The organism is Paenibacillus sp. SEL3, from assembly GCF_054602585.1.
This window is the reverse complement of record NZ_CM137725.1, coordinates 2,885,517-2,909,577: the sequence shown is the minus strand read 5'-3', so window position 1 is coordinate 2,909,577 and position 24,061 is coordinate 2,885,517. Positions and strand designations below refer to the sequence as shown.

Sequence of the window (24,061 nt, the reverse complement as noted above, 5' to 3'; positions counted from 1 at the left end):
ATTGTTAGTTTCTTTAACAATTTCACCTTTTATTACGAGAGGTATTTGAAATGAAAAGTAAGATTAAGGAAATTTATAGGAATGGACTAATGCCAATATTCGTACTGTATTTTTTATTGAGTATGATTATGATCTCTGTGAGTTATTACATGGTACAACAAAAAGAATTAGACTCCTTGTCCAGAGGTCTTTACCAAGAAAATAGTTTATTCTTTATGGTAGATCAAAATACTGCTCACGAATGGGACTGGCGTAAGCTCCGAACAACGTACCCATTTACCATATTCAAGGAGCTTGAAACTGGGGAAGTGAATGTGCGAGCTCTTTATTATAAAGAGGATACATATAAGCCACCAATTGTTGCAGGGAGATTTTTTAATGAGGACGATTTTTATAGTGATCATAAGTATGCTGTAATTGGACAACGTATTGCTGAATCAGCACTTACGTCTCTTGACGGGAGACGGTATTATCTGTTCCAAGGAAAAAAATTTGAAGTCATAGGTTCTATGGGGGCGGCCTATCCATCAACTCTGGATACTACGGTGCTACTAAACTTGGATGCCCTTGGTCAACAAACTCACCTAAATAATATCTATGTACTAAATTCTCCCGCAGTGTCCTCTGTTCTCAAAAATGGCTATTTAATTTTTGAAAACTTAAGCGTTAAGGTGAATGTATTTGACCGCGGTGATGCTGGAGCACAGAGATATGTGGGCATAGATATATATCGTAATACGATCATAATTACCGTATTTCTGTTGTTGGTTTGCTCCAGTGTTATATTTACTATGAATTGGTACGATAAAAAGAAATCTGAAATAAATTGGTTATGGATTATGGGAATTAAGTCAGAGAAAGTGATGGCGGAATTTTCCAAACGATATTATGTAGCCGTCTCCCTGTCTTATTTGCTTATGTGTACAATAAGCCTTTTCTTATTTTTGATCGCTCGGGCTTCAACAGAAAATATTGAACTGTATGTACAATATTTGCTTATAGGCTATGTATTAATTCTCTTATCTTCTTATCTTTCCATATCCGTTACTGTCAAAAGGATAGGTAGATCAGGAAAGGACTTAAGTAAATGAGAATGGTATACAGTGAAGTTTTAGAAAGCGTACAAAAGAACAAAAGTACAACGATATTTATTCTCCTTCAAATTACTATTTTGTTTTTTTTAGTTACGGTTTTATTTTTGAATTTTAATCATTTAGTTACGAAATCAAATAAAACAGCAGCCTTAGGGGCACAAGACAGTTTCCAGTTATCAGACACTCTAACGAATAGTGATGAATTAAAAAAACTTATGAATCAACCGATGTTCTTAACCAAAATTAAAAATTTTTATAATTATGTAGAGAAACATATAGGTGAGAAGTATATCTACATTTTTACGCAGCCTGTTGACCTCATTCATTTTGAAGGAGCGGACAAGGCGAAATTTTCACAGGATTATGAACAAGGATTTGAACCGAATGTCTTTACTATCAATAACAAAGGTCCTTATGTTTCTATAAAAGCTTTACAAATTAATAAACAAGGACTAGATCAGTTTTCCATTGAAACAGATGAGGGGGAGAACTTAACCGCACATGATTTTAATCATGTGGGTCATACAAGCATTCCTGTACTACTAGGAGCAGAATATAAGCAACTATATAAAGTAGGAGATATTTTAAAAGGAAAATATTTGTTTAAAGATTTTGAGTTTTATGTAAAAGGGTTTGTTAAAAAGGATTCACTTGTTTTTAATGCTAATAACCCAGAAATATATCTTGATCGGTATATTATTATGCCCGCACAACAGTTTACAAGTGTCCCAGATACTAAAGAAGACTTTAACTTTCAACAGAAACACTATCTCCAAATGATTAATGGGGACATTTGGAGTTCGGAAACCGATTACTTTGTAAGGAACAAGGTAGAAGAAGCCCAAAAAAAGACTGGTTTTTATGATACCCAAGTTCTTGGAGCAAACAGCCCACCATTAAATTTTATTTTTTCAGCGCTACACGAGAACATCATGGTACTCAGTGTTATAGCTATAACTATATTTGTAGTGTGTATTCTTAGCATTTCGATTTTAATGGTAACTAAATTAGAGAAAAATATGAAAAACTTATCTATTCACTTGATCTCTGGAGCAACGATAATGAAAATACTTTTCTATTTTATTGCAGAGATAGCATTTTTGGTGATAGTGCCAGGTTTAATTAGTCTATTTTTGTATACTTATTTTATTAACTTTAGAATGGGTAGTTACTTCATTACGATATTGCTGAGCATGCTAATTATATTTGCGTTGTCTACACTTCTACTTTACTACAAGATCAGGAAGTTGCAGGTTAGTATGTTTTTAAAACGAATGGAGTGATTGGTTTTAATGATTACAATAAATAATCTTCACAAAGCTTTTAAGGTGGGAGAGAGGGTTTTGGAAGTATTAAAGGGTGTAGATTTGAGTATTAAAAGGGGCTCTATGACAGCAATTATGGGTAGGAGCGGTTCGGGGAAATCCACTTTGCTAAATATAATTGCTGGATTAGACAAACCGGACAGTGGAACTTACATGTATGAGCAAGAAGATCTGACAACTAAAACTCTAAATCAATTAGCAGATTTCAGAAGAGAAAAAATAGGATTTATTTTACAAAATTATGCTCTGATTGATACCAAAAATGTGTTCGATAATGTGGCTTTACCCCTAAAATATAGTAAATACCCTAAAGCAAAGATAAGTCATATGGTGGAAGATGTTTTAGAAGCATTAGAGTTAGAAAAATTAGGTTTTCATTCTGTTGATATGTTGTCTGGTGGTGAAATGCAGCGGGTGGCGATAGCAAGAGCTCTTGTTCAAGAACCAGAAATTATACTGGCTGACGAACCGACAGGTTCCCTTGACGAACAATCTGAACAGAATATTTTGGGTATTCTCAAGGATTTAAATATACGGGGGAAAACTATTGTAGTCGTAACGCATGACCAGCAAGTCGCAGATGCATGTGATGAAACGATTTATATCAAAGAAGGGAAAATACGTTATTACTAATTTGTTTTTTCATGGACGCCGATGCTGGATTGGCGTCCATTTGCTTTGAAGGACCTTTACCTATAGTTTTCTAAGTAACACCTTTAGATAGACAGGTGAACGAAATGGACGGCATTTTATAAAATGAAAGTGCTTACAATTTAGAGTGTGCGGGATTCCCAGTGCTTGCGGTACGTCCGCACGATATTCACACACAATCGACAAAAGAGGGCGAAAGGGGAAGGTCTGGCATGACAAGCAAAAGGTTCGGAATCATCGGTCTGGTAATGGTTATGATGGCATCTATGATCACTGCTTGCTCAGGGAGCTCGGGCAAGGAGCCAGCGTCAGGAGATAGCAAGGAGAAGGTCACATTCACGTATTTTAATGCCACTGCGGGCAGGGACATTAATACCAATGAAACGCGGATCGGCAAGATCCTGGAGGATCAGACGGGGGTAAACTGGAAGCTGGAGCATTTGGTGGGTGATTCCAATACGAAGATCGGTACATTTATTGCCAGTAACGATTTCCCGGATGTGATAGTACCGGATGGCACGATCGATAAGCTGCTGGATGCCGGGGCTTTTATTCCCCTGAATGATTTGATCGACAAATACGGACCGAATATTAAGCGTGTATATGGACCGTACTACAACTTGATGAAGGCGGAGGATGGGAACATTTATTTTCTTCCGCTCAGTGCGGTGGTAGGCGATTATTTACCTGCGCCTAACTTGGAGCAAGGAGCCTTTTGGGTGCAACGCAGGGTATTAAAAGAAGCGGGATTTCCAAAAATCAAAACACTTGACGAGTATTTAGCCCTGATTCGTAACTATGCGAAAAAACATGCAGATGAGGGCTTGACTGGGTACCTGGCGTTAACCACGCAGGATAGGTTTTATGCTCTTACGAACGCGCCGATGCATCTGGCAGGCTATCCGAATGATGGCGGCACGATTATTGATATGAAGACACACCGGGCCACGGATTATGGAGATATGGAAATCACAAAGCGGTATCTGAAAGAGCTAAATCAGCTCAATGTAGAGGGCCTATTTGATAAATCGTCCTTTGTGGACAATTACGATCAATATTTGGCGAAGCTGACTTCGGGTAAGGTGCTGGGCTTTTTTGACTACCGCTGGCAGGCGGGGCAGGCCCTGAATAATCTGCAAGAGGCTGCCAAGCAATCGGGCAATGATGATATGGAGTATATAGGGCTGCCTATTGTATACGACCAGAATATAAAGGATCAGTACATTGATCCGTCGTCATTCGTTAATAACCGAGGCATAGGAATTACGGTCAGTGCCAAGGACCCGGTACGTATCATCAAATTTTTTGACAACCTGCTGACGGACGAAAACCAGATATTATCCAACTGGGGAATCAAGGGGGAAACCTATGATGTAGATAAAAAAGGACGCTTTTACCGGACTGAGGAGCAAATTAAGCAGACTGGTCAGGACGCGTTCCGCGAATCATTCGGGTTCAAATATTTTGAATATAGTTGGCCGCGATACGGTAGCGGTTCTACCCTGCCTGACGGTAACTCGGTTGGCCCCGGACGGCAGCCTGAGGTTGCGCGTATGTCCTACACCGAGGGAGATAAAAAGCTACTAAAAGTCTATGGTGTAGAGTCCTTCTCGCAAATGTTTTCCGCACCTGACGAGCGCCCATGGTATCCGGCCTGGAGTATTCCGATTGCTCAAGGCTCAACTGCGCAGCTCTTTCAGCAAAAGAAGGGGGACCTACAGCGCAAATATTTCCCGCGTTTGGTGCTGTCTGCACCGGAACAGTTTGATGCGATTTGGAATGAATACACTACTGAATTCAACAAGCTGGATGTAAAGGCGTATGAGGAGTTGATCACGAAGGAGGTTGCCAAAAAAATCGAAAATCCCGGTAAAAAATAAAGGAGGAAGCAGCTATGGGCCACTCGTCACCACCACCTGTCACGATCTCCCCGGATCATTTTCCGCCCTCGCGGCGAACCGGCTTTAGGGGATTTATGCACAAGCTGAATCAGCAACGGGCACTAGTATGGATGTCCGTCCCTTTTTTAATCTGGCTGTTCATCTTCAAGTATTTGCCCATCTGGGGCTGGACGATTGCCTTTCAGGATTTTAAGCCTGCCCGCAAGTTGCTCGATCAGCAATGGGTTGGATTAAAGCATTTCCATTTTCTGTTTCAGGATGAACACTTTCTGCGGGTCATGCGCAATACGCTGGCGATGAGCTTTATTAATTTGGTGTTGGGCTTTGTCACCGCTATAACACTAGCAATTTTGCTGAATGAGCTTCGTCAGCTCGTATTTAAGCGGGTGGTACAGACGATCAGCTATCTACCGCATTTTATTTCGTGGGTGGTCGCGGCCAGCATCATTAGTACGGCGCTATCTGCGGATGGCGGCATCATCAATGAGGTGCTGATGTGGCTGGGATTGATTAAGGAGCCTATTCTGTGGCTGGGCGAAGGAAGCTATTTCTGGGGCATTCTCGGTGCATCGGAGGTATGGAAAAATGTCGGCTGGAATACCATCATTTATTTGGCCGCGATGACGATGATTGATCCCTCGCAGTATGAAGCGGCTGAGATGGATGGAGCAGGGCGTTTTCAGCGGATTTGGCATGTGACATTACCCGGATTGAAGCCTGTATTTATCATCCTGCTCATTATGAACATCGGCAATCTGCTGGAATCCGGCTTTGAGCCGCAATACTTACTGGGCAACGGTATGAACGTGGATTACTCGGAGAATCTGGATATTTTTGTGCTGAAATATGGTATCCAGATGGGTAATTTCTCGCTTTCCATTGCTGCCGGGATGTTCAAAACGGTGGTCAGCTTCATCTTACTGTTTAGCGCCAATCATATTGCGAAGCGGTTAGGGGAGGAGAGATTGTTCTAAAAAAAGAGTGAGTTTCTGGGGAGGGCTCGTTGTCGCTTCGCGTGCGGATTGTTCTTCCGATCGCTGTTATCCCCGTATTTTCTTATTGGAATAAAGATCATAGGTTAAAATCCGGGGATAAAGGCGAACGCTCCGCTTCTTCAGAACAATTCCGCCCGCTCCGCTGCTACCCGCCGTAAAGTCACTTTTTTGAGAACTGAGGGTAGTGGCAAGGGGGGAGCTTAGGGAAGGCGCGTGACTCGCGCTTCCATGGGTAAATGCGCCATGATGGTTGGCTCAGCTTCGCTTTCGCTTGTTTTTAGGACTGCTAGTGGTGGTGATAACAGAAGGTGCGAGCTCATCCATACTACGGGTGCAGGTCAGTGGATTTTTAACAGGCCGCTTCGCTGACCTCATTAACTGCTTGAAAAATAACTTTTCTAATAACAACTGACATTAACAAAATAATTGACACAAACTACAACTCATATCACAGCACCAACAACGGCTCCAATATCAATGATCCTACCCATCGTATGGATTACATGCCTGGGTGCTTAAGCTATTTTTTAGAAAGGAGCGGAAGTCATGGGTAAAGGAAAGGCCGTACACGGGCGATTTCGGGCCCCCTCGGATCGGATTTTTGATGCGTGCAATATTCTGTTTATGCTCTGCCTGATGGTGTTCACGCTGTATCCGTTCTTGAATACGCTGGCGGTTTCGTTGAATGAAGCGAATGATTCGATACGGGGCGGGATTTATTTGTGGCCACGTGAATTCACGTGGAGTAATTATGAATTTGTGTTCAAGGAAGCAACGATTTTCCATGCTACGCTGATTTCTGTATTACGTACGGTTGCGGGCACGGTGACTTCGGTGTTTTGCTGCGCGATGGTGGCGTACACGATCAGCCGGCCGGAATATGTGCTGCGTAAATTTGTTTCGATTGCTTTTATTTTAACGATGTATTTTAGCGGTGGACTGATTCCGAACTTTCTCCTGATTCGTGAGCTTGGGATGCTGGGGACTTTCTGGGTGTATGTTGTGCCGGGATTGATTGGGGTGTTTAATGTGATTGTTATTCGCTCCTTTATTGAGGGATTGCCGGAAGGGATTTTGGAGTCGGCGCGTATTGACGGGGCTGGGGAGTTTTCCACTTTTATGCGCATCGTTTTACCGCTGTGTGTTCCCGTGCTAGCGACGGTGTCGCTGTTTACAGCAGTCGCGCAATGGAATTCCTGGTTCGATGTGTTTTTGTACAATTCGTCATATGAACAATGGAGCACTCTTCAATATGAGTTGATGAAAATACTGCAAAATTCCAACACGTCTGTTAACACTCAGGACTATGCGAGCCAATTCGCTGGTTCGGAAAATCTAGCGAAGTCGGTCACGCCTACCTCAATTCGGGCCACGATGACGATTGTCGCTTCAGTGCCTATTATTTTAGTTTATCCCTTTTTGCAAAAATACTTTGTGAAGGGTATGACCTTGGGCGGTGTCAAAGGATAGTAAATGAAAACCAATGGTGCCAAATACCAATTCCAAAAAATCGGAGTACGGGAGGGATTGCTTTGCGGTCATGTTGGGTTAAGCCTTTTTGTCTGGTACTGGCTGGAGCGCTGTTGTTATCGCCTGTCGGTTGGTGGGGGGCGTCTGTACTAAAGGCAGCTCCGTCTATAGAACATTCCCCGCCCGTTTCGGATACGGTGCTGTCAGCGGGTAATATCCATAAGACCATTGGAACGTATGGATTTGAGCAAGGAAACAGCGACGGCTGGAAACCCCGGGGAACTTATGCCCAAATTGCATCCGTCACGGAAGCAGCATATGGCGGCACGCACAGTCTGAAGGCAACCGCCCGCACAGCGGCTTGGAACGGGGCGGAGCTGGATGTGAAGTCGCTATTGCAGCCGGATGTAGAGTATGAAATTAGTGGCTATGTGAAGCTAGATGGTCATTCTGCGGTTCCGAGCATGGTTAAACTTACAGTGGAGCAGCAGCCGACAGGCGGGACTACGACATGGAAGACGGTAGCGCAGACGGAGACGGCGGATACATCGTGGATTAAACTTCAGGGGAAATATACTTTTACCGGGGGGATGGATGCATTGAAGCTGTATGTGGAAAGCTCGAATCCCGCGCAGGCCTACTATGTGGATGAGGTAGAAATAACACAGGTATCGAAGACGCCAACGGAGCCGACTAATGGTATCGTATCCGGGTTTGAAGAGGGTACGGCTCAAGGATGGGTGTCCCGTATGGGAGCCGAGACCGTGCAGGTTTCGGATGCCGATGCACGAAGCGGCTCATACAGTCTGCTGACAACAGGCAGACAAAAGACATATGCCGGACCGAAGCTGGATGTAACTACTACGATGCAAAAGGGCAGCCGATATACGGTCAGTGCCTGGGTGAAGCTGGCGCCGGGTGAGCAGCCTGCCAAGGTGAGGCTCAGCGTGCAGCGTGATCACCAAGGGAATAGTGCGTATGAAACTGTTGTAGGCGACACGGCTACTACGACAGGGGGATGGATGCATTTATCTGGTACGTATACGCTCGTGCATGATGCAGACACTGTTTCTATGTATTTGGAAACGGCAGAAGGAACGTCTTCCTTTTATATGGATGATTTCGAGCTGTCACTTGTACCACCACTGGCTATTGAAAAGGACATTCCTTCTTTGCATGGATTATATGGGGGACAGTTTAGCATTGGCACGGCGATTGAAGCTTTCCAGACCGAAGGGGCTTACGGAGAGTTGGTACAGAAGCATTTTAACAGCGTCGTTGCAGGGAATGCGATGAAGCCGATCTCCTTACAACCGTCCGAGGGACAGTTCCATTGGGAGGAAGCAGACCAAATTGTGCAGTTTGCTAGACAGCATGGACTGGAAATTCGCTTCCATACTTTGGTGTGGCATAACCAAACTGGGGATTGGATGTTCAAGGATAAGAGTGGGCAGCCGATGACACCGACAGCTGAAAATAAAAAGCTTTTGCTGGATCGGCTGGAGACGCATATTCGCACTGTTGCAGCCCGGTATAAAAATGTCATCACCGATTGGGATGTGGTGAATGAGGTCATTGATCCTGATCAGCCGGATGGCATGCGCCGCAGCAAGTGGTATCAGATTACCGGTACGGATTATATTGAAAAAGCATTCCGTGTCACGAGGGAAGCGGCGGGCCCGAACGCACGACTATTCATTAACGATTACAACACACATGAGCCGAAGAAACGGGATTTTCTGTACAATTTGGTACGTGATCTGCTCGCTAAAGGTGTACCGATTGACGGGGTAGGCCACCAATCGCATATCCGCCTAGAGTTTCCCGCTATTAGCGAGATTGAGCAGTCCATCGAAAAGTTTGCTTCGCTTGGTCTGGATAATCAGATTACCGAGCTGGATATGGGTCTTTATTCCAATGACACAGATCGCTATGAAACGATTCCAGAATCTATGCTGATCCGGCAGGCTCACCGCTATCGGGCGCTGTTCGATATGTTTTCAAGGCAGCAGGATCATATCAGCAATGTGACGATTTGGGGTACGGATGATGGAAATACGTGGCTCAGCACGTTTCCAATAGCCCGGCTGGATAAGCCGCTATTATTCGACGAACAGTTAAAGGCCAAATATGCCTATTGGGCACTTGCTGATTCGTCCAAAGTCCCGCCGTTGCCAGCAGGGAATAACGAATAAATGGTTTGAATACATGCCGGCCTTTGTTATCTCACCTGAACGCAATGGCGGTTTTACGGAAGTATGGATTGGCATGTATGCTGTATCGAACGTCCGCTTATACAAGCATAAAAGCAGGCTGTCCTTTACATTTCACATGTGAAGGACAGCCTGCTTTGTTATCGTAAGGGAATCGCGGTTTATTCCAAGTTAGCGTGTTGGCCAAACATAGATTCGGAGGTCAGCTTGCGCAGCTCCATCGTTCTGAGTACCAGTGCATCACCGTACAACAGCAGGGTTTGCTCAAACAATGAGCCCATAGGCTGAATCGTCTGGTAATCCTTGTTGGAAGGATCCTTGGGTGCACCGGGCAGCTTGACGATGATATTGGCCAGTTTGCCGATGGTAGACTCGGGGGACGTGGTTAGAAGCGCCAGAGAGGCCCCGAGTTTCTTTGCTTTTTCTGCCATGGAGGTCAGGCTTTTGGTTTCGCCAGAGCCTGAACCAATAATGAGCAGGTCGCCCTCGCCCAAGCCGGGAGTTACGGTTTCACCCACCACGTAAGCTTGAATTTCCATGTGCATCAGTCGCATCGCCAGCGAGCGAATCATGAACCCTGAGCGGCCCGCACCTGCCACGAATACCTTATTCGCAGCGTTGATGGAGTGGATCAGCTGTTCCGATTCCGCATTGCTGATCAACTGTGGAACCCATTGTAGCTCGTTGAGTACCTCAGATAAATATTGAGAGGTTTCCATTGGGGTTAACCTTGTTTGATGAGCTGTTGCATTTGGGAAGCTACAGCCTTTTTGTCGTCCTCGCCAGTGATACCACCGCCGACGATAACCAGATCCGGTTGAGCCTTCACGACTTCAGCCAATGTGCTCAGCTTAATACCGCCAGCCACGGCAGTTTTGGAGTTTTTCACGACTTGTTTGACGGTTTGCAGTGCTTCGAACGGGCTTTGTCCTTCAGCTTGTAGATCGTAGCCTGTATGCACACAGATGTAGTCAACGCCCAGAGCGTCAATTTCTTTCGCGCGTTGCTCCAGGTTTTTAACACCGATCATATCCACCAGGATTTTTTTGCCGCCTTGTTTTTTCGCTTCTTCTACTGCACCTTTGATTGTTGCATCTTCAGCTACAGCCAAAATCGTAACGATATCTGCACCAGCCTCGGAAGCTTTTAGCACTTCATAGCCCCCTGCATCCATAACCTTCAGGTCAGCCAGCACTTTCAGATTCGGGAATGCTTCTTTCATTGCTCTTACTGCATGAAGTCCTTCATTGATGACAATCGGCGTACCGATTTCTACGATATCAATATACGACTCTACTTCTTTTACCAATGCAATCCCTTGTGGGATATCTACTAAGTCTAAAGCCAATTGAAGTTCCATGTTATTAACTTCACTCCTTAAGTGAATTTGTATTTGATGAACAGGTACATGCTCTGTTGAGTATCACTCTATACTTTGGTTTCATGCACAGGTTTGATTGTAAGGCCCCGGTATCCCGTTGAAAAGTACGCACTAATTCGTAACGTAGTTACCCCCACGATACTATAGCACCATAAAAACTATCCACTAGAGAGCCTATACTTTGTCTTTTTTAGTATTATTTCTATAAGGAGAGTCAACTATTCGTAACCGAGGATTTTACAAAAATCCCATAAGCGACTTCCAATGAACAAGATATAGATCGAAATGGTTTGGTTCGTCTATATCTTGCACTTCGAAGCGACTGGAATCGAATTTTGCAAAATCCATAACCGTACACAGCAATGTAAGGTTGCAAAAAAAAAGAAGATAGCGATGATTGAATTGACTTCAAGTTAGGTTTTGACTATATTTGCAATATACGGTATGCAAAAATGGAGGCTAGCAGCATAACTGCCCTGAAAAATAGCCATTGGGCTAGGGGTAACCGCAATTTTCAGGCTAGGGAGGCGGGGTCTAATGGAAGAGGTCTTGAACCAAAGGGAAGCCATTTATTTGTTGTCGGACAGTCACGAACTCGATAAAGCTTGTGAGTTGTTTAGACTCAGCTACACACATAATGATTGGGATGAAGCGAACAGAGTAGCAGACTTTCTGCATACGTTGGCTGAAAACCTGTATCACACCCAACTGAGAAATGCTGCAGACGGCAAGTATGAGACATTGGACACCAAACACCCGCTAGTGTTTTATTATGCTTACAGTTATCTGGCGAAGTCTATTTACTATCAGAATATGGGCAAGTATGAGGAAGCTAGAAACTATATTATGAAGTATAGCGAAATGGGCTGGTTTATGGGGCTGGATCAGAGCGGTCACGAAGAAGTAGAGAGATTCCGTTTCCTCGCCAAGGCCAATTTATTTACGATTGAGTTACTTTCGGGGAGAAGGGAACTTTTGCCTGAGTACGTTCAATTTCTTCATGACAATGAAGAGGAGTTACTTCCAGGATTGGTTGGTATTGCGGAAGCGGCTAACTTGAATAATTGGAATATAGACGACCTGCTGAACGATTTTGCTGATGATATTAAAATATTTGAAGGTTATGAAGATAGAGCAAACCGCGTATATTATCTAAAACTGGTCAACCAATTGGCCATTTACCATTTCAAGAAGAAGCAGTACTCCGTTGCCTTAAATTATGTTCTTGATTCTCTGCAATTCTCTGCCAATGTAGAAGTGGATGCCAATTTCAGGACATTGGTTGCTCTGTTTGAGACTTATCGAGATTGGGCAACACCATCACAGCAAGAGCAATACCAAACCATTTTATTAAGGGGGCTTCATGCTGAAAAAGGCATTAATCTCGGTAACTATGGCCTTGGCGTCTCTTAGTATTGCTCTTCCGGTGGGAAATATTTGGGAAGGGTTAGACCCTGTGATTCCTTCAAATCATGGTGTTTTTTCTTTTTCTTATCCTGCTTGAGTTTCAGATTTAGATCCTTAAGCCCGATAGGCCTTTTGTACATAAAGGGAGCACACTTTTACGCATTTTGCGATCCGTGTGCTCCCTTTTTTATGCCAAAATTTATTTTACGACATACGAAGTCAGGCTATTGGCCAGATGTTGCATCGTTTCACTCGCCTTTTGCATACGGTCCATCACTTCAGTGAAAGAGCCTACCAGAGTCGCCTGCTCTTGAGAAGAAGAAACAATTTGCTCAATTTCCTGCTCCATTTGATGAATGGAGTTCTGTACATCCTTAAGGGCCCCTTCAATATCGACCGTCGCCTTTTTGGATTCTACGGATAGCTTGCGCACCTCTTGAGCGACGACACCAAAGCCTGCTCCTGCTTCTCCGACACGCGCGGCCTCAATCGCTGCATTCAATCCAAGCAGGTTGGTTTGATCGGAAATTTCCTTGATGAACACAGCTACCTGATTGATTTTACCCGAGTTTTGCACAGCGATTTGGGTGTTTTTCAAAATTTGTTCACTGGTTGCCTGAAGTTCCTCGGAATGAGCTGCTACATGCTGTACCATATCAATGAGCTGCTCGGTGATGGAGCGGTTCTCGGATACGAATTGATCCAGTTGATTTTTGTTAGTCAAATTATAAGAGGCCGCAAATGCTGCAATGACTTCACCTTTCTCGTCCAATACAGGAATACTGATCATATCCAGAGGAAACCCTAGAATTTCAGCAGGAATGTGGGTCAGGCTGGTCTCACGTCCATTTTTAAGCATGGCAAAATTCTTATAGTCCTCGAGTAGCTCCGAGCCTGTTTCAAAGCCGAGGTCCATACCCTCCGATTGGGTATACATAAGGACATGAGTTCGGTCGAAGAGAGCAAGGGTCACTTTCTCACGCATGATCTGTTGTATGTAGGGAATGGCTGCAATTAATGCATCTATTGTATTCATATAGATAACCTACCTTTCTTTACTAGGTATATTTTTTATAGTCTCGTATATAGTTGTCGGTCTAAAGATGGATAAAAGTTATAAAGATATTGAATCTTTAAGGAAGTGAAAGCATCAGAAAAAAAGGCATACCATTTCCATTACGAAACGATATGCCTTCTATTTAATCTGAACGTGTCAGTGCTGCGTATAGGTAGTTCACTTGCCGCGTTGCTCGAACAGTTGTGCGATTTCCACAATAACCTTGGTAGCGAGCACCATGTTGTCCACCGACACATATTCAAACTTACCGTGGTAGTTCTCCCCACCTGTAAAAATATTCGGTGTAGGCAGTCCCATGTAGGATAGCTGTGAACCGTCTGTACCGCCACGGATCGGCTTGATAATGGGTTCGATATTCAGCTTTGTCATTGCTTCATAAGCGACATCGACGATATGCTTGACTGGCTCTATTTTCTCTTTCATGTTGTAATATTGATCTCTCAGCTCCAGCGCAATACGGTTTTCTCCATATGCGGCCTGCAGCTCTTTGACTACATTTGTTAAATAAGCTTTCCGGTTTTCAAAGCTCTCGCGGTCAAAATCACGGATAATATAGTACAGTTTAGCTTGTTCTGCGGTGCCTGTAGAATCCAAGAGATGATAGAAGCCATCATATCCGTCTGTATATTCCGGGGCTTCGTTTGCAGGTAACCGACTGTGCAGCTCCATAGCGATTTTGGCAGCGTGAATCATTTTGTTTTTAGCCGTACCAGGATGCACATTCACACCGTGAATGGTAATATGGGCGGCTGCGGCGTTAAAGCTCTCATACTCCAGTTCTCCGAGCGGTCCGCCGTCTACCGTATAGGCATATTCAGCGCCAAAAGCGGCTACATCAAAGCGTTCCGGTCCTCTCCCAATCTCTTCGTCCGGTGTAAAAGCAACGCGAATTTTGCCATGTTGAATTTCTGGATGGTCAATCAGGTAGTGGATAGCTGTCATGATTTCTGCGATCCCGGCTTTGTTGTCTGCACCGAGCAGGGTGGTACCATCTGTTGTGATCAGGGTGTGGCCTTTATATTGAGTCAGTTCGGGAAACTCACGTGGAGAAAGAACCACACCAAGCGAAGCATTCAGCGTGATATCGCCCCCATCATAGTTTTCCGTCAATTGCGGCTTTACCCCTGCACCAGTCAGCTCGGTAGCCGTATCGAGGTGAGCGAGAAAACCGATGACGGGAACCTCTTTATCCGTATTGGAAGGAAGGGTCGCCATCACATAACCATGATCATCAATAGTTACGTCTGTCATACCAATGGCTTTCAATTCGCCCACCAAGAGGTTGCCCAATGTGAGCTGTCCGGGTGTAGTGGGGCAAGTGTGACTGCTTTCATCAGATTGGGTATCTACCTGAACATAGGTAGTCAGGCGGTCAATCAGTTCCTGTTTCATGTGTGTATCCTCCTTGGTGTCATTTCTATTATGGTACGTATTTTATCATGATTAGGCTTATAATATGAAAAAAATGGTTGAACCTTTTAGGGATAATAGTAAAATAAAAGTAAAAATAGAGTAAAACGATTAAAGGAGTCTGCAATGCCTACGTTAAAAGATATCGCCCAGGAGGCAGAGGTTTCGATATCCACGGTCTCCCGAGTGCTGAATTATGATGAAACACTGTCTGTATCAGAGGAAACGCGGCGTAAAATTTTTGAGGTTGCCGAGCGTATGAAGTATACGACTGTTAAACGTAAAAATGGCGGTATTGGTCGTCAGCCCCGCAAGAAGGCAGATGGACCCATTCGGTTGGGCATGGTGCACTGGTTTAGTACGTACGAGGAACTGGAAGACCCTTATTATCTGTCTATCCGGTTTGGCGTGGAAAAAGAGTGCCGCCAAAGCGGGGCACAGCTGGAGCGTATTTTCAGAAGAGAGGACCTGACTGCGCTGAAGGCGTCATCCGAAGGGCTGCATGGGCTGATCGTGCTGGGGCATTTTAGCAGCGAAGAGGTAGAACGTATGCTGGAACTGCCCATTCCTTGCGTTTTTCTGGATCATTCGGTAGAGCGCACAGGGGCAGACTATGTGGTCATTGACCTTGCTCACGCTGCGGCTGATGCACTGGATTATTTGATGGGCGCAGGCCATCGTCACATCGGATATGTAGGTATGGGCAAGGATGAGCAGTCCCATGATTTCGAACGAGCGGATCTAGATGCTCGCTATGAGACGTTTTTGCGGTATCAGAAACAACACAGGCTGTGCACGTCGGATGATATTCATGTGTGCGGCGGAACGGCGGCAGACGGCTTCCGTGCGATGGAAGCGGCTATTTTGGCAGGACCCGAAAACCTGCCTACAGCTTTCTTTGTTGCGAGCGATTCGGTGGCTATTGGGGTGTTAAAGGCACTGGAGCGGCATCACCTTGCGGTGCCGGAACGGATCTCCATTGTTGGCTTCAATGATATTCCGACAGCGGAATATTTGACCCCATCTCTGTCAACGGTCAAAACACATACCGAACTGATGGGAGAAACGGGTGTTCAGTTCTTGCTGCATACGGTACGCAACGGTCCCAACGAGGTAGGGCGCAAGGTCATCATTCCGACCGAGCTAATGATTCGCAACAGCAGTGCGCCGCTACATACCGATGCCCAATAAAATCAACGTTATGGATTTGGACAGCCCTGCCTTCCGGGGCTGTTTTTTTGATTGTAAAAAGATACAAAAATGGATTGACAATTGTCTTGTAAATGCTTACATTTAACATATATTTATTTTACTAAGTTTTACTCATTATTTTTACTCAAATATATATTTTACTATGGTATAAGAGTGGAAAATAAAAGGTTGAGGTGACTGCCCATGCGTACCATTTTGCCGTTGAATGACCAATGGTTTTACCTTCCTGAATATGTCGAGAGCGAAGTAAGCGCAGGCATTGATGCGAGTCGGTATGAGCCAGTTCAGCTGCCGCACACGAATGTAGAACTGCCGTACAATTATTTTGACGACAAGGCATTTCAGTTTATTTCTACGTATAAAAGAGAGCTGGACATTCCGGCAGATGCCAAAGGTAAGCGAGTGTATGTTGATTTTGAAGGAGTTATGACCTATGCCCAGGTATATCTAAACGGGGTAAAAGCGGGTGAGCATAAAGGTGGATATACACCGTTCAGCGTTGAATTGACCGAAGTTGCCGAGTATGGCGGCTCCAATGTGCTCACGGTCATCGTCGATTCCACGGAACGGGACGACATCCCTCCCTTTGGGGCAGTCATCGACTATCTGACCTACGGCGGTATTTACCGCGAAGTGCAGCTGCGAATAGTGGAGCCTGTACACCTCGGAACGGTATTCGTCCAAACGCCGGAGCCGCTTGCAGCAAGTAAGACGGTACGCGTCGTCGTGGAGCTGGAGGGCGCCAGCGATCAGCAGGACGACTTGACGGTCGCGCTGCAACTGCTGGACAGAGCGAGCGTGAAGGCGGAGACCGAGCTGGCAGTGGTGACGGCGGCGGAAGTGACGCTGGAACTAGGCGAATTGAACGGCCTGCAGCTTTGGGATATAGATGATCCCAAGCTGTATGAAGTGAAGCTGACGCTGCTACGAGGCGGAGAAGCGTTGGATCAGGTGACCGTGCGCTTTGGCTTCCGCGAGGCCAAATTTCAGCCGGACGGTTTTTACTTGAACGGGCGGAAGATCAAGCTGCTTGGCTTGAACCGTCACCAATCCTATCCGTACGTTGGCTATGCTATGCCCAAAAGAGCGCAGCGTCGTGATGCAGATGTGCTCAAGGAGGAGCTGGGGCTGAATATGGTACGGACATCCCACTACCCTCAGTCCCGTCATTTTCTAGACCGCTGTGATGAGATCGGATTGCTCGTTTTCGAAGAGATTCCGGGTTGGCAGCATATTGGCGGTAAAGCGTGGAAGGACCAGGCGGTGAGGGACGTCGAGGACATGATTATCCGTGATCGTAATCATCCCTCCATCGTCATCTGGGGCGTACGAATTAATGAGTCGCAGGATGATCATGATCTGTACACGCGTACCAATGAGCTGGCACGAAAGCTAGATCCGACCCGTGCTACGGGTGGTGTGCGTTATATTGTAGGCAGTGAGCTGCTGGAAGACGTATATACGATAAATGATTTTGTTCATGATGGTGGGCACAAAAAATATTTGGCGAAGGAAATCCGCAATTTTGATACGTATGACGATACAGAAGGCGTAGATGGCGAAACGACAGGCTTGCGCCAGCCTTCTCTCGTTACAAAGCTGGATCATCCGGTCCCTTATCTGGTAACGGAATATAACGGGCATATGTACCCGACCAAGCGTTTTGACCAGGAGGAACGGGTAATGGAGCATGCACTGCGCCATACGCGGGTCCAAAATGCTTCCTATGCCGATGAGGGCATTGCCGGAGCGATTGGCTGGTGTGCTTTTGACTATAACACGCATGCTGATTTTGGTTCCGGTGATAAAATCTGCTACCACGGTGTCATGGATATGTTCCGCCTGCCTAAATTTGCAGCGAGCGTGTACCGGAGCCAGAAGAACGTCGAACAGGAAGTCGTTATGGAGCCGGTCACTTACTGGTCGCGTGGCGAGCGGAATATCGGAGGCATCGTGCCGCTGGTCGTGTTCACCAATTGCGATGAGGTGGAGTTCATCTACGGTCATGAGCGCAAAAGTGTTTATCGTCCGAACCGAGAGAAGTACCCAGCGCTTCCTCACCCCCCTGTCGTGATCGACGAGTTGACAGGCCACTGGGGCATGAAGTGGGAAGACGCTGTATTCATTGGGTACGTAAATGGGCAAGAAGTAATACGTAGATACTATTCACGTAATCCGGTGCCGACAGAGCTGCGCGTAGCTGCAGACGATACAGTGCTGGAAGCCGGCGATTGGGATGTCACTCGAGTGGTAGTCGATGCTCTGGACGAATACGGCAATGTATTGCCGTTCTATGCAGATCCCGTTTCGGTGGAGGTCGAGGGAGTGGGTGAATTGATCGGTCCTTCGAGCTTATCTCTGATTGGAGGACGTATTGCATTCTGGATTCGGTCGAAGGGGGAGGCTGGACAAATTCGTGTGAAGGTCTCTGCGCCTTCCCGTTTCGGTCCGCAGGAATTGAGCATTCACGTGCAATAATGAAGCAAAGGCAACATACAATCCTACTAGCCACTTTTTATAACGTTTGAGCCTTCCATTATTTAAAAAAGGAGTTGTCCGCAGATTCTGTAAAGGATCTGAGAGGGCAACTCCTTTTTACATATATAGGGTACGTTAATCTATGAGTCTTTTAAATTGTGTCTTATTACTGAGTCACTTAACGTTACGTTCATAGATTGGAAGCATAGAATACACTATCAAAAGCAAGGGAGGTGAAAACTATGGCGATTCTTTTACCTTCGCAATTCTACAATCTTGCTGCTGGTGTGGGTAAGTCCTTTTTTGAAAACCTGAGAGGCGGTAATAATGCTACAATTACCGTGAATAATACGGGTGCCAATCCGGTTGATCTTGTGGTTACCCGTGTCAATGCTCCTGTGATCACTTATGTTATCCCGGCGGGCAACAGTCTAACGTTAGAAGTTGCTTTGCTGCTGGTAGCTGCTCTTCAGGCGACTCCAGTTGGAGCAGTAACAGGTACAATCCAAATTGCTACATCTGATTTCTAACTTGTAACGACCTGACTCTCTAACTCTAGCTTTGCCGAAAGGCAAGGTTAGAGCTTTTTTTGTTTGAAATTTTCTGAAACTTTTTTCATATTGTGCCGATATATACATATAGCATAGCAAACAACAACATCGAAAAGGAGTACCCTGTATGAGCTTTAGCAATCCGGTTTTACGTGATGACATCTTTTTGCGCGAAGATGAAAGAGAAGCTAGTGAACAACGCATGACCATTGGAGGAACGGTGAACAAAACGTTGCTTCTGCTGGTTCTACTCATCGTCTCTGGCAGTATTACCTGGTACATGACCTATGAAGGAACTGTAGAGGTGCTATCTTTGCTGACGGCAGGATTTATTGGTATGGCAGGCGTAGCACTTGCGATATCCTTTTTTCCCAAGACGGCTCCGTTACTCTCTCCTGTATATGCGATTCTGAGTGGTTTTGCTTTGGGTGGCGTTTCAGCTTTTATGGAGTATGAGTACCCTGGGATTGTGGCTAATGCCATTTTGCTGACCGTGGGTATTTTGTTCTTGATGCTCTTTATGTATACACAGCGAATCATCAAGGTGACACGCGGCTTTATTTCATTCGTGGTCCTGTGTACGATGGCGATTTTTCTGGTGACACTGGTTGATTTTATTTTGAATTTTTTCGGTATGAATGTTCCGTATATCCATGAAACGGGTTGGCTGGGCATCGGCATCAGTTTATTTATCGTGATTATTGCGGCATTGAATCTGCTGGTTGATTTTAATTTTATTGAAGAGCAAGCAGATCAAGGCGCACCCAAATATATGGAGTGGTATGGTGCTTTTGCATTGCTGGTGACTCTAGTATGGCTGTATGTACGGATTTTGGACCTGTTGGCCAAGTTCAGTAAGAGGGACTAAGTGCAGGGTGAAAAGAAAGGGATGGCTGAATGCCGTCCTTTTTTGTATTTTAAATAGACGGTTTAAAAATTGCATTTTACGTTAAATACATAGAAGTTGGGTAAAACATTAAGACTGACAGGAGAGGAGTGAGTGTATGTATCAAGTGGTGCTGGTTAGGCATGGAGAAAGCGTGTATAACCGACAAAACCTATTTACGGGCTGGACGGACGTGGACCTGACTGAACAGGGGACTCATGAGGCCATTGAGGCGGGACGTATTCTCAAGGAGGCTGGATATACGTTTGATTTGGCATTTGCCTCTGTGCTAAAACGATCTATCCGCACACTGTATCACATCTTGGATGAGCTGGATCATCTGTGGATACCTGTGCAGAAGTCATGGAAGCTGAATGAACGCCATTACGGTGCTCTTCAGGGGCTTAGCAAGCTGGATTCTGCCGTTGAATACGGCGAGGAGCAGGTTCATATCTGGCGGCGTAGCCTGACAGTGCGGCCCCCCATGCTGGATGAGAAAGACGAGCGGAGTCCGCATCGGGAAGAGCGTTATCGCAATATTAAGCCAGAAGAGCTGCCGCTTGGGGAAAGTCTGGAGGACACAGTGCATCGGGTCGGCGAGTTTTGGAAGCAGCGGATTGTACCTTTGATTCTCAAAAAGGATCGAGTTATCATTTCTGCACATGGTAACACTTTGCGGGCCTTAATTAAGTATATGGAGAATCTGGACGAAACCGCATTGCTGGATTTGAATATTCCGACAGGCATTCCCCTGGTGTACGAGCTGGATGAGCATATAGATCCCATTCGGCGCTTTTATCTCGGTGATCCGAGTCATGTAGAGGCTAAGAAGCAGGCTGTGGCCAACCAAAGCAAGGTAACGGAGTGATTTTATGTACACAAAGAGGACAGGGCGCCTCCTCGCATCCTGTCCTCTTTGTGTTGGGTATAGATTAAGCGTTCGCTTCTTCTTCTTCTGATTCCTGGCTGTCTTCCTCTGCGGGAAGTGCCCACACCGACACACTGCCGGCACGAACGGGAAATATGCCGTAGCCATCCTGCCCGATCTTTACGATATGATCGTGATGCCCGGTCAAATCTATCCATTCTTCCCCTGCACGTTGTTTACCTACGAACATGCGCTTTTCCCCGTCATTTGCGTTGGTGATCACCACAGCACATCCGGAGCCTTCCAGCTCAGGCACGCCTTGACGAACCCATCCAATCGTATGGGGATCATCGAAATAATCTTTTTGCTCACCATAAGCTTTATGGTACCGGGCATATAGTAGCGGGTCTAGCTCAGCTTGCTTGCCTTTCACGGGCGTTTGCCCCTGAATACCGTAGTAATCGCCGTAGAACACGCAGGGATAACCGTCCTTGCGCAGCAAGATAAGTGCATAGGCGCTGGGCTTAAACCAGTCCTCCACCCAGGATTCGAGCGCTTCGTGCGGCTGGGAATCATGATTATCGACAAAAGTAACCGAGTTCAGGGGATGGGTATGAACCAGCGTATCCTCGAAAATGGTGCTTAGATCGAAATCCTTGCCACCCAAGGAAGCGCTATGTAGTTTGTAGTGGAGGGATACGTCAAACAGGTCGATTTTATAATCAATGGTATCCAGGAACTTTTGACATGATTCCAGATCCGGTTTCCAAAACTCGCCTACCATATAAAAATCCTGCCCGCGTTTTTTAATCATTTCTGTAGCAAACTCTCGTACAAATTCATGATTAATATGCTTGATTGCATCCAGACGGAATCCGTTGCATTGCAGAGTGTCCACCAGCCATTTGCCCCAGCGGATCATCTCTTTGCGCACATCCTGATGATTATAGTCAATATTGGCGAACATTAAATAATCATAATTGCCGAATTCATCATCTACATTTTCGCTCCAGCTTTTATTTTTACCTAAAATACGATAGATTCCTGTCCGGTCCTGGCTCGCATCGTAATCGGTTCCGTTAAAATGTTCAAAGTTCCATTGAAATGTGGAATACTTCCCTTGTCGGCCGGGGAATGTAAATTTAGTCCAGCCTTCGATATCAAAGGGCTCGGAAATGACCTCATTGCGGTTATCCGGGTTGACCTCGACGACCTTGAATACTTCGGTTTCATCCGCACCAGCTTTATGGTTCATGACCAGATCGACATAGACGGCCACACCGTGACGAACGCAAGCAGCAACAGCTTCCAGCAGGTCTTCCCTGGTTCCGTATTTGGTGCGCACCGCGCCTTTTTGGTCAAACTCGCCCAGATCGTAAAGGTCATAGACGCCGTATCCCGTATCCTCGGGCGACTGGCCTTTGGTGACAGGTGGAATCCATATCGCGTCAATTCCTTTGGCCTTCAGTTCCGGTGCCAGGCGGGCAAGCTTCTTCCAGTGAGAACCGTCAGCTTCGACATTCCACTCGAAAAATTGCATCATCGTATGGTTCCTTTTCATGTGCGTCCCTCCTTTATATATAACAAGTTACCCACCAAGTGAGGGGGGCTAAACGTCAGACGGTCAATATGATGCTGAATGAAGAACAAGGATCGCTGTATAACGTATGCTAAATCATTAAAATTTGTTATACCTGAGTGTTCATAATGGCTCAATAGCTAGAAAAGGGAACGTGAAAACGGTAAAATGAATCTAACTTAACAATAGTTCGGGTTTTGGGCAAACCGTGGAGCGCAGGCAATAGAAGAAAGGAGGGGTGGACGTGACAGAACCGCAGCAGAACAAGGATGAAACGAGCAAACCGCTGATAAAAAAATGTACGTATTGTCAGAAGATGAAGCCTCTAACGGACTTTCAGCGCAGAACGGGTCGCCGGGCGGGTCCTTATTCCCGGCGTGGTCCTTGCCGTTCCTGCCGGGGGTTAGCCCCGCAAGAACGTGCGGCCACGTCCGCTCCTTCCGGCGAGGAAGCGAACCTCTCGGCTGCTCCCGTGACGCAGCATAGCCTTGAAGCAAATACGGCTGTGCACAGCCTGGAGGCGTCACTACCTATGGAGACACAGCGCCCCCGCAGGAAGCCGGTCACGGATAAAGCACGTGAGCGCCATCGGCAACGGGTTCGGCATCTGCTTAGCAGGCTGAAGCCTGCGGATACTCGGGCGTTGCGGCTCAATCGCAATGGCATGATTCGGCTAAGAGGTAAAACCGATCAGGGGAGACGCTGGCATCAAGAGATTGAGCTTGATCTGGCCATGACCCTGGTCAGAGAGCGTATGGCGGTGATTGTTAATCCTTACACCGTGCGCAGACTGTATAGCAACAAGGAATTTCGCCAATATGTGCTTAAGCGTGACCGCTATACTTGTTTCTTTTGCGGAGGCTACGGTGACACGATTGATCATTTACTGCCTCGGGCAAAAGGGGGTCACACGACGCCCGTCAATTGTGTATGTGCTTGCAATGAATGCAATCAAGTTAAGGCTGCCCGCGATGTAGAGGAGTTCATTGAGTCTGGTGTGCCACAGCCGTCTCCTGATGATTTCGAACCACCTGATATTCCTGATGCTTCTGAAGACACCCTACGTAGGTAGGGCGATTCTGCCAATGCAGCTTGTTCGCCCGACCCACAAGTGGTGATGATCGGGCCTCTGTATGAATATATTTTGGGTTATTTTCATATTATCGAACTGAAACGTACGCTCTCTATTACTCTCCTCTAGTCTAAAATGACCCTTTTTCAAGGGAAACTTGGACAAAAATCGAGCTTATTCTAATTTTTATCTAAAATAACAATAAAAAATTTGCAGAAATTTGTGCAAATTTAAAATTTCTTCGACGATTGTGTTGTGAAAGGTGTAATATAGAGGTATAGGGTTCCGTTTCGGCCTGTTGTAGTCACGAAGGAACGCTTCGTGAGATATTCCGCAGCAGTAACAACAGAATAACGTCTGAGCAATATACAATTGGCATCTGCGATAAATCAGTCTTGCCCTTTAGGGTATAGGCCGGTTTAAGCTGTGCTTCTTGTATGTTTAAGGGCGTGAATTCAATGAACGTTTTATTGCTAGAGTTTATGGATAC

19 protein-coding genes are annotated in these 24,061 nt (G+C 45.8%); 14 read left to right on the top strand and 5 right to left on the bottom strand.

Going from position 1 to position 24,061, the window contains the following annotated elements; genetic code table 11:
* The first annotated feature begins 50 nt into the window (after positions 1 to 50).
* From ACYCS5_RS13485 to ACYCS5_RS13455, 7 genes are all read left to right on the top strand, one after another.
* Positions 51 to 1,091 carry an ABC transporter permease gene (locus ACYCS5_RS13485; RefSeq protein ID WP_459761198.1) on the top strand — a complete coding sequence of 347 codons (1,041 nt, stop codon included), beginning with the start codon at positions 51 to 53 and terminating at the stop codon, positions 1,089 to 1,091.
* A complete protein-coding gene (locus ACYCS5_RS13480) occupies positions 1,088 to 2,377 on the top strand; it encodes an ABC transporter permease (protein WP_459761197.1) in 1,290 nt (429 codons plus the stop codon). Before ACYCS5_RS13485 ends, ACYCS5_RS13480 begins: the two co-directional genes overlap by 4 nt.
* A 9-nt stretch (positions 2,378 to 2,386) precedes the next feature.
* Positions 2,387 to 3,052, top strand: coding sequence for an ABC transporter ATP-binding protein (locus ACYCS5_RS13475; RefSeq protein WP_459761196.1), 666 nt, complete (start codon positions 2,387 to 2,389; stop codon positions 3,050 to 3,052).
* Between the two features lie 230 nt (positions 3,053 to 3,282).
* Positions 3,283 to 4,950 carry an ABC transporter substrate-binding protein gene (locus ACYCS5_RS13470; protein ID WP_029518712.1) on the top strand — a complete coding sequence of 556 codons (1,668 nt, stop codon included), beginning with the start codon at positions 3,283 to 3,285 and terminating at the stop codon, positions 4,948 to 4,950.
* Positions 4,951 to 4,964: 14 nt separating this feature from the next.
* The gene (locus ACYCS5_RS13465; protein ID WP_029518711.1) at positions 4,965 to 5,945 is read left to right on the top strand and encodes an ABC transporter permease; all 981 of its coding nucleotides are present in this window, start codon (positions 4,965 to 4,967) and stop codon (positions 5,943 to 5,945) included.
* 567 nt (positions 5,946 to 6,512) lie between these two features.
* Positions 6,513 to 7,436, top strand: coding sequence for a carbohydrate ABC transporter permease (locus ACYCS5_RS13460; RefSeq protein WP_029518710.1), 924 nt, complete (start codon positions 6,513 to 6,515; stop codon positions 7,434 to 7,436).
* Positions 7,437 to 7,498: 62 nt separating this feature from the next.
* Entirely contained in the window at positions 7,499 to 9,631 is a 2,133-nt protein-coding gene (locus tag ACYCS5_RS13455; protein ID WP_459761195.1) for an endo-1,4-beta-xylanase, read from the top strand.
* Positions 9,632 to 9,810: 179 nt separating this feature from the next.
* Here the strand turns inward: ACYCS5_RS13455 and hxlB are convergent, their stop codons facing one another.
* A complete protein-coding gene (gene hxlB, locus ACYCS5_RS13450) occupies positions 9,811 to 10,368 on the bottom strand; it encodes a 6-phospho-3-hexuloisomerase (RefSeq protein WP_341040269.1) in 558 nt (185 codons plus the stop codon).
* Between the two features lie 5 nt (positions 10,369 to 10,373).
* Entirely contained in the window at positions 10,374 to 11,009 is a 636-nt protein-coding gene (hxlA, locus tag ACYCS5_RS13445; RefSeq protein WP_340933625.1) for a 3-hexulose-6-phosphate synthase, read from the bottom strand.
* A gap of 558 nt (positions 11,010 to 11,567) precedes the next feature.
* Between hxlA and ACYCS5_RS13440 the strand changes: the two genes are divergently transcribed.
* Entirely contained in the window at positions 11,568 to 12,443 is an 876-nt protein-coding gene (locus tag ACYCS5_RS13440) for a DNA-binding protein (protein WP_165145785.1), read from the top strand.
* Positions 12,444 to 12,636: 193 nt separating this feature from the next.
* On the opposite strand, the gene ACYCS5_RS13435 is transcribed toward ACYCS5_RS13440, so the two are convergent.
* Together ACYCS5_RS13435 and pepT are read right to left on the bottom strand one after the other, a co-directional pair.
* Positions 12,637 to 13,473 (bottom strand): methyl-accepting chemotaxis protein, encoded by an 837-nt coding sequence (locus tag ACYCS5_RS13435; RefSeq protein ID WP_069011007.1) that lies wholly within the window; start codon positions 13,471 to 13,473, stop codon positions 12,637 to 12,639.
* 198 nt (positions 13,474 to 13,671) lie between these two features.
* On the bottom strand, positions 13,672 to 14,907 hold the full coding sequence (pepT, locus tag ACYCS5_RS13430) for a peptidase T (protein ID WP_209947651.1): 1,236 nt from the start codon (positions 14,905 to 14,907) through the stop codon (positions 13,672 to 13,674).
* Between the two features lie 144 nt (positions 14,908 to 15,051).
* On the opposite strand from pepT, the gene ACYCS5_RS13425 reads away from it, so the two are divergent.
* The 5 genes from ACYCS5_RS13425 to gpmA all read left to right on the top strand — a co-directional run bounded on the left by ACYCS5_RS13425 (position 15,052) and on the right by gpmA (position 20,920).
* On the top strand, positions 15,052 to 16,116 hold the full coding sequence (locus tag ACYCS5_RS13425; protein WP_459761194.1) for a LacI family DNA-binding transcriptional regulator: 1,065 nt from the start codon (positions 15,052 to 15,054) through the stop codon (positions 16,114 to 16,116).
* 204 nt (positions 16,117 to 16,320) lie between these two features.
* Positions 16,321 to 18,615: a glycoside hydrolase family 2 protein gene (locus ACYCS5_RS13420; protein ID WP_459761193.1), complete on the top strand. Its 2,295-nt coding sequence runs from the start codon at positions 16,321 to 16,323 to the stop codon at positions 18,613 to 18,615.
* A gap of 242 nt (positions 18,616 to 18,857) precedes the next feature.
* Positions 18,858 to 19,145 carry a hypothetical protein gene (locus ACYCS5_RS13415; protein WP_029518700.1) on the top strand — a complete coding sequence of 96 codons (288 nt, stop codon included), beginning with the start codon at positions 18,858 to 18,860 and terminating at the stop codon, positions 19,143 to 19,145.
* A gap of 148 nt (positions 19,146 to 19,293) precedes the next feature.
* A complete protein-coding gene (locus ACYCS5_RS13410) occupies positions 19,294 to 20,034 on the top strand; it encodes a Bax inhibitor-1/YccA family protein (protein WP_023990900.1) in 741 nt (246 codons plus the stop codon).
* A 136-nt stretch (positions 20,035 to 20,170) separates the two neighbouring features.
* Complete coding sequence (gene gpmA / locus ACYCS5_RS13405) at positions 20,171 to 20,920, top strand: 2,3-diphosphoglycerate-dependent phosphoglycerate mutase (protein WP_029518698.1); 750 nt, start codon at positions 20,171 to 20,173, stop codon at positions 20,918 to 20,920.
* A 64-nt stretch (positions 20,921 to 20,984) separates the two neighbouring features.
* Here the strand turns inward: gpmA and ACYCS5_RS13400 are convergent, their stop codons facing one another.
* Complete coding sequence (locus ACYCS5_RS13400) at positions 20,985 to 22,481, bottom strand: alpha-amylase (RefSeq protein WP_029518697.1); 1,497 nt, start codon at positions 22,479 to 22,481, stop codon at positions 20,985 to 20,987.
* 262 nt (positions 22,482 to 22,743) lie between these two features.
* On the opposite strand from ACYCS5_RS13400, the gene ACYCS5_RS13395 reads away from it, so the two are divergent.
* Positions 22,744 to 23,571, top strand: a complete 828-nt coding sequence (locus ACYCS5_RS13395) for an HNH endonuclease (protein ID WP_459761192.1) — start codon at positions 22,744 to 22,746, stop codon at positions 23,569 to 23,571.
* The last annotated feature ends 490 nt before the right edge of the window (positions 23,572 to 24,061 follow it).